General features: G+C 59.9%; 11 protein-coding genes, 1 tRNA gene, 1 pseudogene and 1 other annotated feature. Of the genes and pseudogenes, 6 read left to right on the top strand and 7 right to left on the bottom strand.

Going from position 1 to position 14140, the window contains the following annotated elements:
- The first annotated feature begins 77 nt into the window (after positions 1 to 77).
- Complete coding sequence (locus tag G7047_RS09085) at positions 78 to 230, top strand: hypothetical protein (RefSeq protein WP_166303823.1); 153 nt, start codon at positions 78 to 80, stop codon at positions 228 to 230.
- Positions 231 to 237: 7 nt separating this feature from the next.
- Here the strand turns inward: G7047_RS09085 and alaS are convergent, their stop codons facing one another.
- Positions 238 to 2862, bottom strand: a complete 2625-nt coding sequence (gene alaS / locus G7047_RS09080) for an alanine--tRNA ligase (RefSeq protein WP_166303820.1) — start codon at positions 2860 to 2862, stop codon at positions 238 to 240.
- Positions 2863 to 3112: 250 nt separating this feature from the next.
- Between alaS and G7047_RS09075 the strand changes: the two genes are divergently transcribed.
- The 4 genes from G7047_RS09075 (at position 3113) to G7047_RS09060 (ending at position 6629) form a co-directional block, all read left to right on the top strand.
- Positions 3113 to 3412 carry an energy transducer TonB gene (locus tag G7047_RS09075; RefSeq protein ID WP_240939422.1) on the top strand — a complete coding sequence of 100 codons (300 nt, stop codon included), beginning with the start codon at positions 3113 to 3115 and terminating at the stop codon, positions 3410 to 3412.
- A 261-nt stretch (positions 3413 to 3673) separates the two neighbouring features.
- The gene (locus G7047_RS09070) at positions 3674 to 5164 is read left to right on the top strand and encodes an NAD-dependent succinate-semialdehyde dehydrogenase (protein ID WP_166303817.1); all 1491 of its coding nucleotides are present in this window, start codon (positions 3674 to 3676) and stop codon (positions 5162 to 5164) included.
- 180 nt (positions 5165 to 5344) lie between these two features.
- Positions 5345 to 6466: an IPTL-CTERM sorting domain-containing protein gene (locus G7047_RS09065; RefSeq protein ID WP_166303815.1), complete on the top strand. Its 1122-nt coding sequence runs from the start codon at positions 5345 to 5347 to the stop codon at positions 6464 to 6466.
- A gap of 89 nt (positions 6467 to 6555) precedes the next feature.
- Positions 6556 to 6629: transfer RNA gene (locus G7047_RS09060), tRNA-Gly, on the top strand.
- Positions 6630 to 6692: 63 nt separating this feature from the next.
- On the opposite strand, the pseudogene G7047_RS09055 reads toward G7047_RS09060, so the two are convergent.
- A pseudogene (locus G7047_RS09055) lies at positions 6693 to 7899 on the bottom strand (hypothetical protein); the annotation flags it as partial.
- Positions 7502 to 7618, bottom strand: a sequence feature (AL1L pseudoknot). Its footprint overlaps the pseudogene before it by 117 nt.
- 574 nt (positions 7900 to 8473) lie before the next feature.
- On the opposite strand from G7047_RS09055, the gene G7047_RS09050 reads away from it, so the two are divergent.
- A complete protein-coding gene (locus tag G7047_RS09050; RefSeq protein WP_256376832.1) occupies positions 8474 to 9217 on the top strand; it encodes an IclR family transcriptional regulator in 744 nt (247 codons plus the stop codon).
- 66 nt (positions 9218 to 9283) lie between these two features.
- Here the strand turns inward: G7047_RS09050 and aldA are convergent, their stop codons facing one another.
- The 5 genes from aldA to G7047_RS09025 all read right to left on the bottom strand — a co-directional run bounded on the left by aldA (position 9284) and on the right by G7047_RS09025 (position 14137).
- Complete coding sequence (aldA, locus tag G7047_RS09045) at positions 9284 to 10723, bottom strand: aldehyde dehydrogenase (RefSeq protein ID WP_166303809.1); 1440 nt, start codon at positions 10721 to 10723, stop codon at positions 9284 to 9286.
- A gap of 51 nt (positions 10724 to 10774) precedes the next feature.
- Complete coding sequence (locus tag G7047_RS09040; RefSeq protein ID WP_166303806.1) at positions 10775 to 11764, bottom strand: tripartite tricarboxylate transporter substrate binding protein; 990 nt, start codon at positions 11762 to 11764, stop codon at positions 10775 to 10777.
- A gap of 83 nt (positions 11765 to 11847) precedes the next feature.
- Entirely contained in the window at positions 11848 to 12636 is a 789-nt protein-coding gene (locus G7047_RS09035) for an SDR family NAD(P)-dependent oxidoreductase (RefSeq protein WP_166303803.1), read from the bottom strand.
- 63 nt (positions 12637 to 12699) lie between these two features.
- Positions 12700 to 13335, bottom strand: coding sequence for a flavin reductase family protein (locus G7047_RS09030; protein ID WP_166303800.1), 636 nt, complete (start codon positions 13333 to 13335; stop codon positions 12700 to 12702).
- 34 nt (positions 13336 to 13369) lie between these two features.
- Entirely contained in the window at positions 13370 to 14137 is a 768-nt protein-coding gene (locus tag G7047_RS09025) for a citryl-CoA lyase (RefSeq protein WP_166303797.1), read from the bottom strand.
- Positions 14138 to 14140: the final 3 nt, after the last annotated feature.

The raw sequence follows: 14140 nt of genomic DNA, 5'->3' as shown, positions 1-14140 counted from the left end.
AAGGAAAGATCTGGCAAAGGGCTTCGAAAGTGGCCCTGCCCATCCAACCTCCCGGCTTGCACCGGGAGGTTTTTTTTATGTCCGCATCGACCCCCGCTTGTATGAAAGAATTTCGGAAATCCAGCTTCAAATCAAAACGGAAGACTCAAGCGCCTTGGTCAAAAAAAAGCCTGACCGAAGCCAGGCATTTTTCATTGGACATCGCCGTGAACAGCGAAGGCCGCAAGTGAAAAGCGATTACACCCGTTCAGCCACCCAAGCCTGAACCGACGCCAGCGCAGCAGCCACGCCGGAGGCATCCGTGCCGCCGGCCATCGCCATGTCCGGCTTGCCGCCACCCTTGCCGCCGACTTGCTGGGCGACGAAGTTGACGAGTTCGCCCGCCTTGACCTTGGCGGTTTCGGCCTTGGTCACGCCTGCGGCGAGCTGGACCTTGTCACCGTCGACTGCGGCCAGCACGATGGCGGCTGCGCCGAGCTTGTCCTTCAACTTGTCCATGGTGTCGCGCAGCGTCTTGGCGTCGGCACCTTCGAGTTTGGCGGCGAGGACCTTGACGCCCTTGATGTCCACGGCCTGTGTCACCAGTTCATCGCCCTGGCTGGAAGCGAGCTTGCCTTTGAGTGCGGCGACTTCCTTTTCGAGCGCCTTGATCTGATCGAGCGCGCTGCCGATGCGGTGGTTGAGTTCCGAGGTCGGGGCTTTCAGCGTTGCGGCGGCTTCGCTCACGGTGTCTTCAAGCGACTGCAGATAGGCCAGCGCGTTCGCGCCGGTCACGGCTTCCACGCGGCGCACGCCTGCGGCCACGCCGGATTCACCGACCATCTTGAACAAGCCGATGTCACCCGTGCGGTGCACGTGCGTGCCGCCGCAGAGTTCGCGGCTGGTGCCGATGTCGAGCACGCGCACGGTCTCGCCGTACTTCTCGCCGAACAACATCATCGCGCCGGTCTTCTGCGCGCTTTCGATATCCATGACGCGCGCCTGCGTGTCGCTGTTGGCCAGAATCTCCTTGTTCACGCGGGCCTCGATCTCGCGGATCTGCTCGGCCGTGACGGGCGAGTTGTGTGCGAAGTCGAAACGCGTGCGGTCGGCATTGACCAGCGAGCCCTTCTGCTGCACATGAGCACCCAGCACTTCGCGCAGCGCCTTGTGCATGATGTGGGTGACCGAGTGGTTGCGCATGACAGCAGCGCGGATTTCGGTATCTACTTCGGCAACGACTGCATCGCCCACCTTGAGCGAGCCCGATTCGAGCATGCCGTGGTGACCAAACACGTCGGCCTTGATCTTCAAAGTGTCTTCCACCTTGAACACCGCCGTGCCCACGGTGATCTTGCCCTGGTCGCCAACCTGACCGCCGGACTCCGCATAGAACGGCGTCGTGTCGAGCACGACCACGCCGCTCTCGCCCACCTTGAGTTCGCTCACGCTCTCGCCTTCGCGGTACAGCGCGACGACCTTGGCAGGCTCGGCCAGCTTGTCGTAGCCGGTGAAGGTATTGGCATTGCCCGTGTATTCGAGCGCACGGTCCATCTTGAACTTGCCAGCTGCACGCGCGGTGCTCTTCTGGTGTTCCATGGCGGCGTTGAAGCCAGCCTCGTCCACCGTCAGGCCACGCTCGCGGGCCACGTCGTTGGACAGGTCGAGCGGGAAGCCATAGGTGTCGTGCAGCTTGAAGGCCACATCGCCCGGCAGCACCTTCACATTGCCAGCCAAGGCGCTGTCGAGGATTTCCATGCCGTTGGCCAGCGTTTCAAAGAAGCGCTCTTCTTCGGTCTTGAGCACGCTGATGATGTGCGCTTCCTGCTCCTTGAGCTTGGGGTACGCGTCGCCCATCTGCGCAACCAGATCGGGCACCATCTTGTGGAAGAACGGCGTCTTCTGGCCCAGCTTGTAGCCGTGACGGATGGCGCGGCGGATGATGCGGCGCTGAACGTAGCCACGGCCTTCGTTGGAAGGAATCACGCCATCGGCCACAAGGAACGAGGTCGCGCGGATGTGGTCGGCGATCACCTTGAGCGAAGGGGTGTTCAGGTCTTCGATATGCGTCTCACGGGCAGCGGCCTTGATGAGCGCCTGGAACAGGTCGATCTCGTAGTTGCTGTGCACGTGCTGCAGGATGGCGGCCAGACGCTCAAGGCCCATGCCGGTATCCACACAAGGTGCGGGCAGCTTCACGACGGAGCCGTCTTCCTTCATGTCGAACTGCATGAACACGTGGTTCCAGATTTCGATGAAGCGGTCGCCGTCTTCATCGGGCGAACCTGGAGGGCCACCGGCGATGTGCTCCCCGTGGTCGTAGAAGATTTCAGAGCAAGGGCCGCACGGACCGGTGTCGGCCATCATCCAGAAGTTGTCGCTCTTGTAGCGGCCGCCCTTGTTGTCGCCGATGCGGATCACGCGCTCTGGTGGCAGGCCGATGATCTTGGTCCAGATGTCGTAGGCTTCGTCGTCTTCTTCGTAGACGGTGGCCAGCAGCTTCTCGGCGGGCAGACCGAACACCTTGGTCAGCAGCTCCCAACCCCACTGGATCGATTCGACTTTGAAGTAATCGCCGAACGACCAGTTGCCCAGCATTTCGAAGAACGTGTGGTGACGCGCGGTATAGCCCACGTTCTCCAGATCGTTGTGCTTACCGCCAGCGCGCAGGCAAGCCTGAACGGACGTGGCGCGGTTGTAGGGGCGCTTGTCTTCACCAAGGAACACGTCCTTGAACTGGACCATGCCGGAGTTGGTGAACATCAGCGTCGGGTCATTGCCCGGCACCAGCGAGCTGGACGCCACCACGGTATGACCCTTGGACGCGAAAAAGTCCAGGAACGTCTTGCGAATGTCTGCGACTGAAAAAGTGGGTTGGCTCATGGTGATGTCTTGGGTTCCGGGCGCGCCTCACGGAAAACTCACTGGATGGCGGCCTCAGTAATGAACCTAGCATTATAGGTTTGTGGATCAACCCCGTTCACGCACGCTTGCATTGCGAGGCCATGTCACTTCATTCTCGCTTCACTTTCGCACTTCATCATTTGCTTCCAGTGCCAAGCACTTGCCGTTTTCATGCAAATGAACCTCGTCAGACATCTCGATGAACACATGCGCCTTCACGATCCCCAAAATGCTTTACGCCATTGCAACGGCGGCATTGGTCACGATCCTCGACGGAGGTTGCTCAACGCCAAGTGAATCAGGAAATACGTCCAAATCGGCAGTTGTGGTGCCGCCCATGCAGCTACCCGGACAGACTCCTCCCGCATATCCTGTCGTTGCACGTCGAATCGGGATGCAAGGCAAAGTGGTCATTCGAGTGACGGTGGACGCCACTGGCAAGGGATCGGACACGCAAGTAATTCAATCAAGCGGTCACAGCTTGCTGGATCAAACCGCACTGGAAACCGTCAAGACCTGGAACTTCTAACCCGGCACGAGGGACGGGGTTCCCACCATTGGCGCAGTCAAGACTCCTTTCATTTTCAAACTTGAAACAGTACCCAAGCCAGTAGAAATCGCACCTTGAATTCAAGTTAAATTTCATTTTTTTATAAATTTCATCTCGTTTACTGGAATTTTTTTAAGGATTTTTTCGAAAAACAGGTTTCTACCGTTATCCTTTCGCCATCAGGAATGATGCAGCAGAAGCGGCGATTCCGATGTGAAACCCAATTGAAGGAGACACGACATGGACATGAAAACATCCCCACTGGCCAGCCTCAAGGACCCCAGCCTGCTCAAGGTGGACGCATTGATCGACGGCAAGTGGGTCCCAGGCAAGTCCCGTTTCGCTGTGACCGATCCGGCCACGGGCGCACACCTTGCCGATGTGGCCAATCTTGGCGCCAAGGATGCCGAGGCCGCCATCGCCGCCGCCAACAAGGCTTGGCCGCAATGGCGCACGCTGACCGCTAAGGAGCGCAGCATCATCCTGCGCAAATGGTTTGATCTGCTAATGGCCAACCAGGACGATCTCGGCCGCATCATGACCGCCGAGCAAGGCAAGCCCCTACCCGAGGCCAAGGGCGAAGTCGCCTATGGCGCGAGCTTCGTCGAATGGTTTGCCGAAGAGGCCAAGCGCGTCAACGGCGAGATGCTGCCGCAGTTCGACAACAACCGCCGCTTGCTGGTGATGAAGGCGCCGATCGGCGTCTGTGCTGCCATCACGCCGTGGAATTTCCCGCTCGCGATGATCACCCGCAAGGTCGCGCCAGCGCTGGCCGCAGGCTGCCCGGTGATCATCAAGCCCGCCGAGCTCACCCCGCTCACCGCGCTCGCCGCCGTCGAGCTGGCGATCCGCGCGGGCATCCCCGCTGGCGTGATCAACATGATCACCGCCGATGCGGACAACTCCATCGCCGTCGGCAAGGTGCTCTGCGCGAGTGACGTGGTGCGCCACATCTCCTTCACCGGCTCCACCGAAGTGGGCCGCATCCTCATGGCGCAGAGCGCACCCACGGTCAAAAAACTCTCGCTTGAACTCGGCGGCAACGCACCGTTCATCGTGTTCGACGATGCCGATATCGACTCCGCCGTCGAAGGCGCATTCGCAAGCAAGTACCGCAACGCGGGCCAGACCTGCGTCTGCACCAACCGCTTCTACGTGCAGGAAGGCGTGTACGACGACTTCGTCACCAAATTCGCCGCCAAGGTCAAGGCCGCCAAGGTCGGCAACGGCTTTGAAGAAGGCGTCAACCAGGGTCCACTGATCGAAGATGCGGCCATCGCCAAGGTACAGCGCCATGTGGACGACGCCGTCTCCAAGGGCGGCCGCATAGTCACCGGTGGCCACCAGCTCAAGACGCTGGGCTCGGGCCAGTTCTTTGAGCCCACTGTGCTCGCCAACGCCTCGGCCGACATGCTTTGCGCCACGCAGGAAACCTTCGGGCCCCTCGCCCCGGTCTTCAAGTTCAAAACCGAACAGGAAGCCATCGCCGCCGCCAACGCCACCGAATTCGGCCTCGCAAGCTATTTCTACACCCGCGACGTGGGCCGTATCTTCCGGGTAGGTGAAGCGCTGGAATACGGCATGGTCGGCGTCAACGTCGGCATCCTCGCGACCGAGCATGTGCCATTCGGCGGCGTCAAGCAATCGGGCATTGGCCGCGAGGGCTCGCACCATGGCATGGATGACTACGTGGAGATCAAGTACCTGTGCATTGGCGATGTGATGAAGTAATCCCGCAATGATTCAGGGCACCGTGCTGCCGATGAGGTTGGCACGGTGCGTTTGAGTCCATCGCCAAAGCCGGTGCACCCCCAAAAATTGCAATTGTCATTTTCTATCAACCACAATCCATCATTGCGTGAAATAGAATAGGCTATCCACCTGATAAATGTTCGTTTAAGGAACTATCAGATGAGTCGCCAGCCTGCTGCAAGCTTTGCTCCACACTTCTTGTTGACCCAACGGTTGCGCCCGCTGCTCGTCGCAGCGTGCGGTGCTGCTTCCGTCGGAATGGCTTCGGCGGCCGACTATTGGAGCAGTTTCTCCGGTGTTGGTGCAGGCTCATGGGTCACCACGTCAATATCCGGTTCGCTGCACGGCGCTCCAGTGTCCATCGCGAATGCAGGCAACACATTTCGCATGCTCTACCTCAACAACGGTGTGGCATGGGCCAACACCAATGCAGGGATCTATCCGCCGAGCTTCAACATCACCAACTTCGAATTCGTGCGATCCAACGATGCCACTGCAACCGTTGCATCTCCCGGCATCGCTCACATCGATTTCGACAAGCCCGTGGTGGACCCGATCTTGATCTTCTACAGCCTCGACGCTTCTGGGGTCACCATCAACGGAACTCTGGACACAGCGGGTGCTCCGGCCGTTGTGACCATCGATTCGAATCAACCCAGCCAAATTGACACCAGCACCCGGTCAGTATCCGGTCCGTTTGCGGGCGGCGCAGGCTCGCCGGAAGGCTGCATTACCGGCTCCCGACGCGTCTGCGGGATCTACCGGTTCACGGGCACTTACAGCCAACTGTCGCTTGGCCAATTTGGTTCGGCAGGAGATGGCGTTGGCTTTCAAGTGGGTGTGAGCATCACGCCAATGGCAGTAAGCGAGACCTTCACCGGAACGGCTGGCACGGAACAGATGGCGGCTTCCAACCTCCGCAGCAACGACAGCCTGACGGGCGCGCAAGGCACCAACGTGCCTGCAGATGCCACCAACACCAGTATCCCCGCGCCAACAGGCTGGCCATCAGGCTTCACGCTGGACCCCGCCAGCGGCGCCGTCACCATCGCCGCCAGCGTAGCTGCAGGTACTTACACCCTGCCGTACCAACTGTGCGACGCGGCCGACGCAAACAACTGCGCCGACGCCACTGTCACCGTGGAACTCAAGCAAGTCGTGCCTCCCGTAGTGACTCCGGCAACGCCCGTGCCGACGCTGAGCCAATGGGCATTGCTGCTGATGAGTGCCTTGGCCGCTCTGGGTGGAGGGCTGGCGCTGCGGCGCAGACCGGAACAATGAACATCTCGGGCATGAACACCGAGCAGTTGAGCAACACCGCCCGATTTGCACAGTACAATCGCCAGCTTGCCCTCACAGGGCAGGCAAATGCGGGTGTCGTTCAATGGTAGGACTCTTGCTTCCCAAGCAAATAACGTGGGTTCGATTCCCATCACCCGCTCCAGAAATCTCATTTGATGACAGATACTTATCAATGATTGAATCACACCGAGTTTGGTGGAGGCTAGATTGTTGAAGTACAGGCGTCAGCCTGCACAGGGTTGGCAGCTCGCTGCCGCCCGTAGTTTGCCTCAGCTTCTGCCGGCGGCATATGCCCTATGGGCTCCAGTAGTCTGTCGTGGTTAAACCAATGCACCCACTGCAGCGTTGCCAGCTCCAGTGATTCACGCGTTTTCCACGGCCCACGTTTGTAGATGACCTCCGTTTTGTACAAGCCGTTGATAGTCTCCGCCAGGGCGTTATCGTAGGAATCACCTGTACTGCCTACAGATGGCATGAGCCCCGCTTCTGCCAAACGCTCGGTATAGCGCACTGAAACGTATTGACTACCTCTGTCCGAGTGGTGAATCAGTCGGGACCCTTGCTGCGGCTGTCTTGCGTGCAGCGCTTGCTCCAATGCATCCATCACAAAATCGGTCCGCATGTGGCTGCTGACTCGCCAACCCACAATCTGGCGGGCATAGACGTCAATCACAAAAGCCACAAACATCTGGCCTTGCCATGTCGAGACATAGGTGAAGTCAGACACCCAAAGCTGGTCTGGGCGCTGTGCTTTGAACTGGCGATTGACCAAGTCCAGTGGACATGGCCTGGCTGCATCAGGCAGAGTGGTTCGGACCTTCTTGCCTCTGCGCGCTCCTTGCAGCCCAAGCCTTCGCATCAGGCGCTGCACGGTATAGCGGGCAATTGGCAAGCCCTCTCGGTGCATCTGCTTCCAGACTTTGACGACCCCGTAGACCTGCCAATTGGCATGCCAGACACGTTGAATATCACTACAGTGCTCGGCATCGGATTGGCTGCGCTTGCAGCGCAGCCAGGGGCAATCTGCAGCAGCCTGCAAATTGGCTCGACCCCATAGGCACCTCGATACCTGTCGACGAAGTCAATCAACTCTTGATGCGACGGTCGAGCTCCGCCTGGGCGAAAAAAGCGCTCGCAGCCTTCAGGATGTCGTTGGCCCGACGCAGCTCCTTGACTTCGCGCTCGAGTTGCCTGAGATGTTCACGCTCATCTGTGGTCAATCCAGGACGCTGTCCTGCGTCAATCTCAACACGCTGGACCCAACTGTTCAACGTGGTGACGCTGCAACCAATCTTGGGCGCAATGGATTCACAGGCCGCCCATAACGATGAATAGCTGGAGCGGCACTCCTGCACCAGGTGGACTGCGCGTTCACGCACTTCTGGCGAGAATTTATTGGCCTTACTGTTCATGACTCAATCCTCTCAAAGGGTTGAGCCTCCATTAAACACGGTGTGATTCACTCGCAGAGCCCAAGTCTGATGACACTCAGTGTTACCACGTCTATCACTCCTGGTCTCCTGCTGCTCAACAAAGCAGCAGACTAGGGTTCGTACGTGGGTCAGGTTTGGATGGAAATCCCGGGGGTTACTGAGTCAGTTCTGTGTGGAAATCAACACCCATCTAGCAATGCGCCCCCCATGGATCGCGTTAGATCGCAAATGCGCTCCAACTGCCAAGTTGATCCAAGATCGGGGACGATGCCTAGTCGCGGCAGAAATGATATGCAGAAACAAGCCGAACGCGCGGCGACGACGAATCAGGATTTCTGTCCTCAGGAAATGATGCTTACTGCCGGTTTTTGTCGGAACGACAAACCGGCTTGCAATTTCGCCACGTTCACATCAGGAAGGTAGCGATCCGAGTCGCTTCGTGTATGGTCGTAAGTGCGCTTCGCTCCATGGAATTTCAATGCCCTCCGCTATAATTATGGCTACAGTAGCCCACTTCGCAGAACCATTCTGCACACACTTATAGTTCTTAGAAATGGCAGCTCAAGTACCGGCCGCAGCGCGAACGATGGCGTTGTTTGAGGTTTTCGCAAAGCAGCAAAGAGAGTTGAGCAACAACGAGCTGGCCAAGCAATTGAATCTGGCCGACAGCAGTTGCTCCGAGCTGGTGAGCACGCTAGTCGAAGCAGGTTATCTTACGCGATCCAACCGCACGCGGCGCATTTATCCGACCACCAAATTGCGTCTTGTCGCTCAGGAAATCTTGCAGGATTTCATGATCGGCGCACGGCTGGACGAGGCCTGCGAAACGCTGCGTGAAAAGACTGGCGAGAGTGCCATGTGCGGGCGCATCGAAGGCAACATGATGGTGATTCAGGCTTTCGCTCCCGGCAAGGACCGACTTCGCTACACCTCGTCCAAAGGCGATCAAATTCAGATCTACGTCTCGGCCATCGGCAAGGCCATCGTGAGCACCTACCCCGATGAGAAAGTGCGAGAGATTTTTGGACAGGAGCCATGGCCCCGACTGGCATCGGGAACGCTCACCAGTACCGAAGAACTGGTGAAGCAGGTCGCAGGCTTTCGCGATCTCGGCTGGGTTTATCTAGAGAACGAAGGCAGCGAAGGTCTTGCGAACATGGCGATTGCGGGCCATGTGAATGGCGAGCTGATGGGCCTCTCCATCGCCGGTGCCAGCCCGCGCCTGCACTCGTCGCGCGATGTCTATCTGCAATCGTTGCGCGAGGTGGCGAACACGCTGTTCGACGGAGCGATCTGAAGCGCGTCCTCGCTCCATGCGCAAAAGCCACAGCATGCCGTGGCTTTTTTCATTTCCGTGAAGCGATCATGCAGACGTCTGCAGATAGACGACGTGGGTGGTGGTGTACTCCAGCAAGCCGTGCTTTCCATCAGCTCCACCGATGCCCGACTTCTTGCGGCCTGCGTGGAAGCCTTGCATGGCCTCGAAGTTCTCGCGGTTGATGTAGGTTTCGCCAAACTGCAGTTCACGAGCGGCGCGCATGGCGGCGTTGAGGTCGCGTGTAAAGATGGACGACGTTAGGCCGTAGTCGCTGTCGTTGGCGAGCGAGAGCGCCTGGTCCAGACTGTCGATTTCCATGATCGGAAGCACCGGGCCGAAGATCTCTTCGCGCATGATGTCCATGCTGTGATCGCAGTGCGTCAGCACGGTGGGCTCAAAATGGTTGCCGCTTGCGCCTGCAACCGCCTTGCCGCCGATGATCAGCTTCGCGCCTTGCGACTGCGCCAGCTCCACAGACCTGGCGACCTTGGCGAGTTGTGTCTTGTTGATCAACGGGCCCATGGTCACATGCGGCTCGGTCACCGGGTTGCCCGACACGGTGGACTGCATCAAGGCAACCACCTTGGCCGTGAACTGCGCCGCCACGTCCTTGTGCACGTAGACGCGTTCCGCGCAGTTGCAGACTTGGCCTGTGTTGATGATGCGCGACTGGTAAATGGCATGCGCCGCCAGATCGAGATCGGCATCCGCCAGCACGATGGCTGGTGCCTTGCCACCGAGCTCCAGATTCACTTTGGTGAGGTTGGCGGCTGCCGCCGTCATGATCTGCACGCCCGCAGCGACGCTGCCGGTGAACGACACCATGTTGATACCCTTGTGTCCCACCAACAGTGCACCCGTTTCGCGCGCACCGCCGATCAGATTGAAAACACCGGGCGGCAGATCCGTCTCGGCCACGAGTTGCGCGAAGGCGAACGCGTTGAGCGGCGTTTCTTCACTGGGCTTAATGACGATGGTGTTGCCGGTCAGCAGTGCCGGAGCCATCTTGCGTGCGATGAGAAAGAACGGGAAGTTCCAAGGCAGCACGCCCGCCACCACGCCCAGCGGCTTGCGCATCATGAAGATGGTTTCGTTGGCGCGATCGCTGTTGAGCACGTCACCCTCAATGCGGCGCGCCCACTCGGCCATGTAGTCGATGTAGTCGGCCGTGAAGTTCACTTCCACGCGCGCCAGGTCCATGAGCTTGCCCTGCTCCGTGGCGATCAGCGTGGCAAGGCGTTCCGTGTGCGCGCGCAGCTTGGCGGAGATCTGCCGCAGGTAACCCGCTCGCTCGATGGCCGGGCGCTTTTCCCATGCCGGTTGCGCACGGCGCGCGGCAGCCACTGCGGCGTTCACGTCCTCTGCGTTGGAGTCGGGAACCGTATCGATGAACTGCTGCGTCGATGGGTTGCTCACTTCGATGCGTGATCCGCCAGAGCCCTGCCGGAACTGGCCATCGATGAAATTGAGATGCTGTTGTGTCATGGGAATGTGCGATGAATGATTCGAAGTGCCGGTAGTGCGGGAAGTACGGGCTCAGTTCGGGGTGAGGCCGAGGTTCTCGATCACCGGCCTCCAGCGTTTGTGTTCGGCATCCACAAAGCTCTTGAGCTCCGAGCCGTTCAGGTCGAAGGCCTCGCCGCCCTGCTTCTTCACCACGTCCTGGACGGTCGGGTTGCGCGATGCTTCCCTGATGGCGACGCCCAGCTTGCTGACGACGTCCACCGGCGTGCCCGCAGGAACGAAGATACCGAGCCATGAGGTGACGGAGGCCTGGGGATAGCCCAGTTCGGCCAAAGTCGGCACCTGCGGCAGGATGGCGAGGCGCTTGGTCGACGTCACCGCCAGCGGAATCAGCTTGCCCGATTCGAAATAGGGAGCGGTCGTGGCCGCATAGTCGAACGCCAGATCGATGTTGCCCGCCAGCAGATCGGTGATGGCCGGTGCGCTGCCCTTGTAGGGAACATGCTCAAGCTTCGCATGCGTCTGGGTCTTCATCTGCTCTGCCGTCAGGTGCGAGACGCTGCCGTTACCCGCCGATCCGTAGGTCAGGCCTTCCGGTTTGGTCTTCGAGGATTCGATGACGTCCTTGAGCGTTTTCTGCGGCAGGTTGCCGCGCGCCGCAATCACGATGGGCATGGACATGACGCCATGCACCGCCAGCAGATCCTTCTGCGGGTTGTAGGGCAGGTTCTTGTACACGTAAGAGTTGACAACCATGTTGGCAAGCGAGCCCACCAGCAGCGTGTATCCATCGGGCTTCGCCTTGGCGACGAAACCCGCCCCGAGGGAAGCACCCGCACCCGCCTTGTTGTCCACGACGACCGGCTGCTTGAGCTGCTCGCCGAGCTTTTGCGCGAGGGCCCTCGCCGTGGCGTCCGTCGTTCCACCTGCAGGGAATGGTACGACCAGCGTCACGGGACGGCTGGGGTAGTTGCCCTGCTGCGCCCATGCTGCCGCGCCAAAGCCGATGCCACCTGCCAACGCGGCAAAACCCAGAACCCAATTTGCCTTCTTCGTCATCATCTTCAAGTCTCCTTGTTTTCCACAATGGATCAGCACGCTGATCCGGTTCAATCGAATTGCCAACCTGTCCAGTGCCACCATGCTCAACGCAGCAGTCGCCATCCGCCATCGACAGTGAACTCGCTGCCGGTGATGTAGCTGGCCGCATCGCTCGCGAGAAACACCACCAGATTCGCCACTTCTTCGGGCGTGCCCGATCCCCCCAGAGGCATGCGCCGGATCGAGTTCTGGATGTCGCTGATGCCGCTCTCGGCCGCGTCCGCGCGCAACTTGCGCTGCTCGCCGATGTTCTGCAGCATCGGGGTCTCGATGCGCCCCGGGTGCACCGAGTTGCAACGCACGCGCGCGCCGTTCTGGCTGCCGGTGAGCGCCACCGTCTTGGTCAGCTGCGTGACCGCGCCCTTGCTCGCGCCATATGCCACGCTCTGTGTCGTGGGGTAGAACGAGCCGACCGAGGAGATGTTCACGATGGAGCCGAAGCCCTGGCGTTTCATGATGGGCATGGCTTCGCGGCATCCCAGAAAGGTGCCGTCAAGGTTCACCGAGAGCACATGGTGCCAGTCCGCAAGTGTGGTTCCCTCCAGGGTTCCGCCCGCGACATTGCCTGCCGTGCCAGCGGAGTTCACGAGCACATCGATCCGGCCTTCGCGCGCTTCGATGTCACGCATCACCTGCTGCCATTGGTCTTCTTTCGAGACGTCCAGCGCCACGAAGCGACCATCGATTTCGGCGGCGAGCACCGAGCCCTTGTCGGCATTGCGGGCCGCGACGATCACCTGCGCGCCGCATTGCGCGAGCAGTCTGGCGCTGGCCTCGCCGATGCCTGTGGCGGCACCGGTGACCAGTGCGACCTTTCCCTTCAAATCGATCATTTCTTCACTTTCCAATGGCAGCTGGATTCCAGTGCCGTTCGTTTGTTCCAGAGGGCTGCGGCGTCAAGCACGCTCAGCGTTCGAAAAATCATGCGGCGCCGCGATCTTGAGCTTGAAGCGGTCCTGCGTGCGCGTGTACCAGCCCGGGCTTTCCATGCGCCCGATGAGTTGCAGCCGCGCCGCGTCGATATAGCAGCGTTCGCGGTTCACCACCGCGTCGTCGTCGACGTGAACGCCGAGCACGTTCGCAAGCAGCATCACGCCGGAGGTGTCCAGATCGATCACCTGCCGCATGCGGCATTCGAGCGTGATGGGACTGCCCTTGATGCGGGGCACCGCCACATGTCGGCATTCCTCGGTCTGCAGATTCGCCATCGCTAGCTCATCCACATGCGGCTCGAACGCGGTGGCGGTGATGTTCATCGCCTCCGCGAGATCGGCCGGAACCAGGTTGATCACGAAATCCCCGCTCGCCTCTATGTTCCGGAGCGTGTCTTTGGACTCGCCCTCACGCTCGCCAATGCCCAGACAGACGACGGGCGGATAGCCACCGAAGAAGTTGAACAATGAAAACGGTGCCGCATTGCATCTGCCGTCGTCGCTCCTGGTCACGACCCATGCGATGGGACGTGGCGTGATGCACGAAGACAGCAGCTTGTAGGAGCGACCGAGATCCAGTTCGGCAATGTCGAAGAACATGGGGATGCCTTGATTCAGGAGACCGTACAGCCGCTCATTTGCCGCAGCGCGGATCTTGCTTGAGCACCAGATCCCACATGTCCTGCGCAATCGGTGTCTGCTGCTCTTCGAGCAACTGAGCGATCAGACTCGCACAGCGCCCGGTGAGCATGAGACCGCGCCCCAGCGCCGGGCTGATGCCCATGTCAGCCACAATGGCCGCGAGCGCTCCTGCACCGTTCGCGCAGAAGGGGCGCCCCTTCTGCGCACTGAGCAATTCGCCGATGGCATCCAGCACGCGCCAGTGCAGTCCGTAAAAGCCGTTGTCACGCGCGAGTTCACGCATCGTCGGCACGCGCGGATCGCCTGCCTGGTGCGTGGCGCTGCCCACGCCCCACACGGGTTTCTTCTGCGCTGCCATGGCATCGATGTGCGCTTTGGCGGCGGCGCGGACTTCATCATCCAACGCATCCCGCGTGAGGTGAGCGCTGATGTCGAGCAGCGTCTGCGCGATGTTCTGGATGGGGCCCAGATAGACGCTGCCACCGCCCAGAATGCCGGCGGCCACCGCGCCCTGCAGGGCCTCGGGCGCACCCAGCAGCGTCATGCGCGCGGCGATAACGCTTGGGGTGATGCCGTGACCGGCTGCCGTCACCATGATCAGGTTGAGCATGACCTTTTCCTGCGGAGTCGGTGTGCGCCCCACGGAGGTCAGCATAATGATGTCCAGAAAATCCATCTTGCCGAGGATTTGCGTGGAGAAGTCCTGGCCACGGATCACGACCGAGGTCGGTGTGGTGTATCCAATTTCAGTGTTCAACATGAT

Origin of the sequence: Diaphorobacter sp. HDW4A, assembly GCF_011305995.1 — a bacterium.
Taxonomy (GTDB): Bacteria; Pseudomonadota; Gammaproteobacteria; order Burkholderiales; family Burkholderiaceae_C; genus Diaphorobacter_A.
Note: the sequence above shows the minus strand (reverse complement) of the source record. Positions and strands in the feature narration are given on the sequence as shown.

Bases quoted from the DNA above. Each gene is read 5' to 3' on its own strand.
- G7047_RS09050 (WP_256376832.1), top strand. From the start codon at position 8,474: ATGGCAGCTCAAGTACCGGCCGCAGCGCGAACGATGGCGTTGTTTGAG.
- G7047_RS09030 (WP_166303800.1), bottom strand. From the start codon at position 13,335: ATGTTCTTCGACATTGCCGAACTGGATCTCGGTCGCTCCTACAAGCTG.
- G7047_RS09085 (WP_166303823.1), top strand. From the start codon at position 78: ATGTCCGCATCGACCCCCGCTTGTATGAAAGAATTTCGGAAATCCAGC.
- G7047_RS09035 (WP_166303803.1), bottom strand. From the start codon at position 12,636: ATGATCGATTTGAAGGGAAAGGTCGCACTGGTCACCGGTGCCGCCACA.
- G7047_RS09040 (WP_166303806.1), bottom strand. From the start codon at position 11,764: ATGATGACGAAGAAGGCAAATTGGGTTCTGGGTTTTGCCGCGTTGGCA.
- G7047_RS09070 (WP_166303817.1), top strand. From the start codon at position 3,674: ATGGACATGAAAACATCCCCACTGGCCAGCCTCAAGGACCCCAGCCTG.
- alaS (WP_166303820.1), bottom strand. From the start codon at position 2,862: ATGAGCCAACCCACTTTTTCAGTCGCAGACATTCGCAAGACGTTCCTG.
- G7047_RS09065 (WP_166303815.1), top strand. From the start codon at position 5,345: ATGAGTCGCCAGCCTGCTGCAAGCTTTGCTCCACACTTCTTGTTGACC.
- G7047_RS09075 (WP_240939422.1), top strand. From the start codon at position 3,113: ATGCTTTACGCCATTGCAACGGCGGCATTGGTCACGATCCTCGACGGA.
- aldA (WP_166303809.1), bottom strand. From the start codon at position 10,723: ATGACACAACAGCATCTCAATTTCATCGATGGCCAGTTCCGGCAGGGC.
- G7047_RS09025 (WP_166303797.1), bottom strand. From the start codon at position 14,137: ATGTTGAACACTGAAATTGGATACACCACACCGACCTCGGTCGTGATC.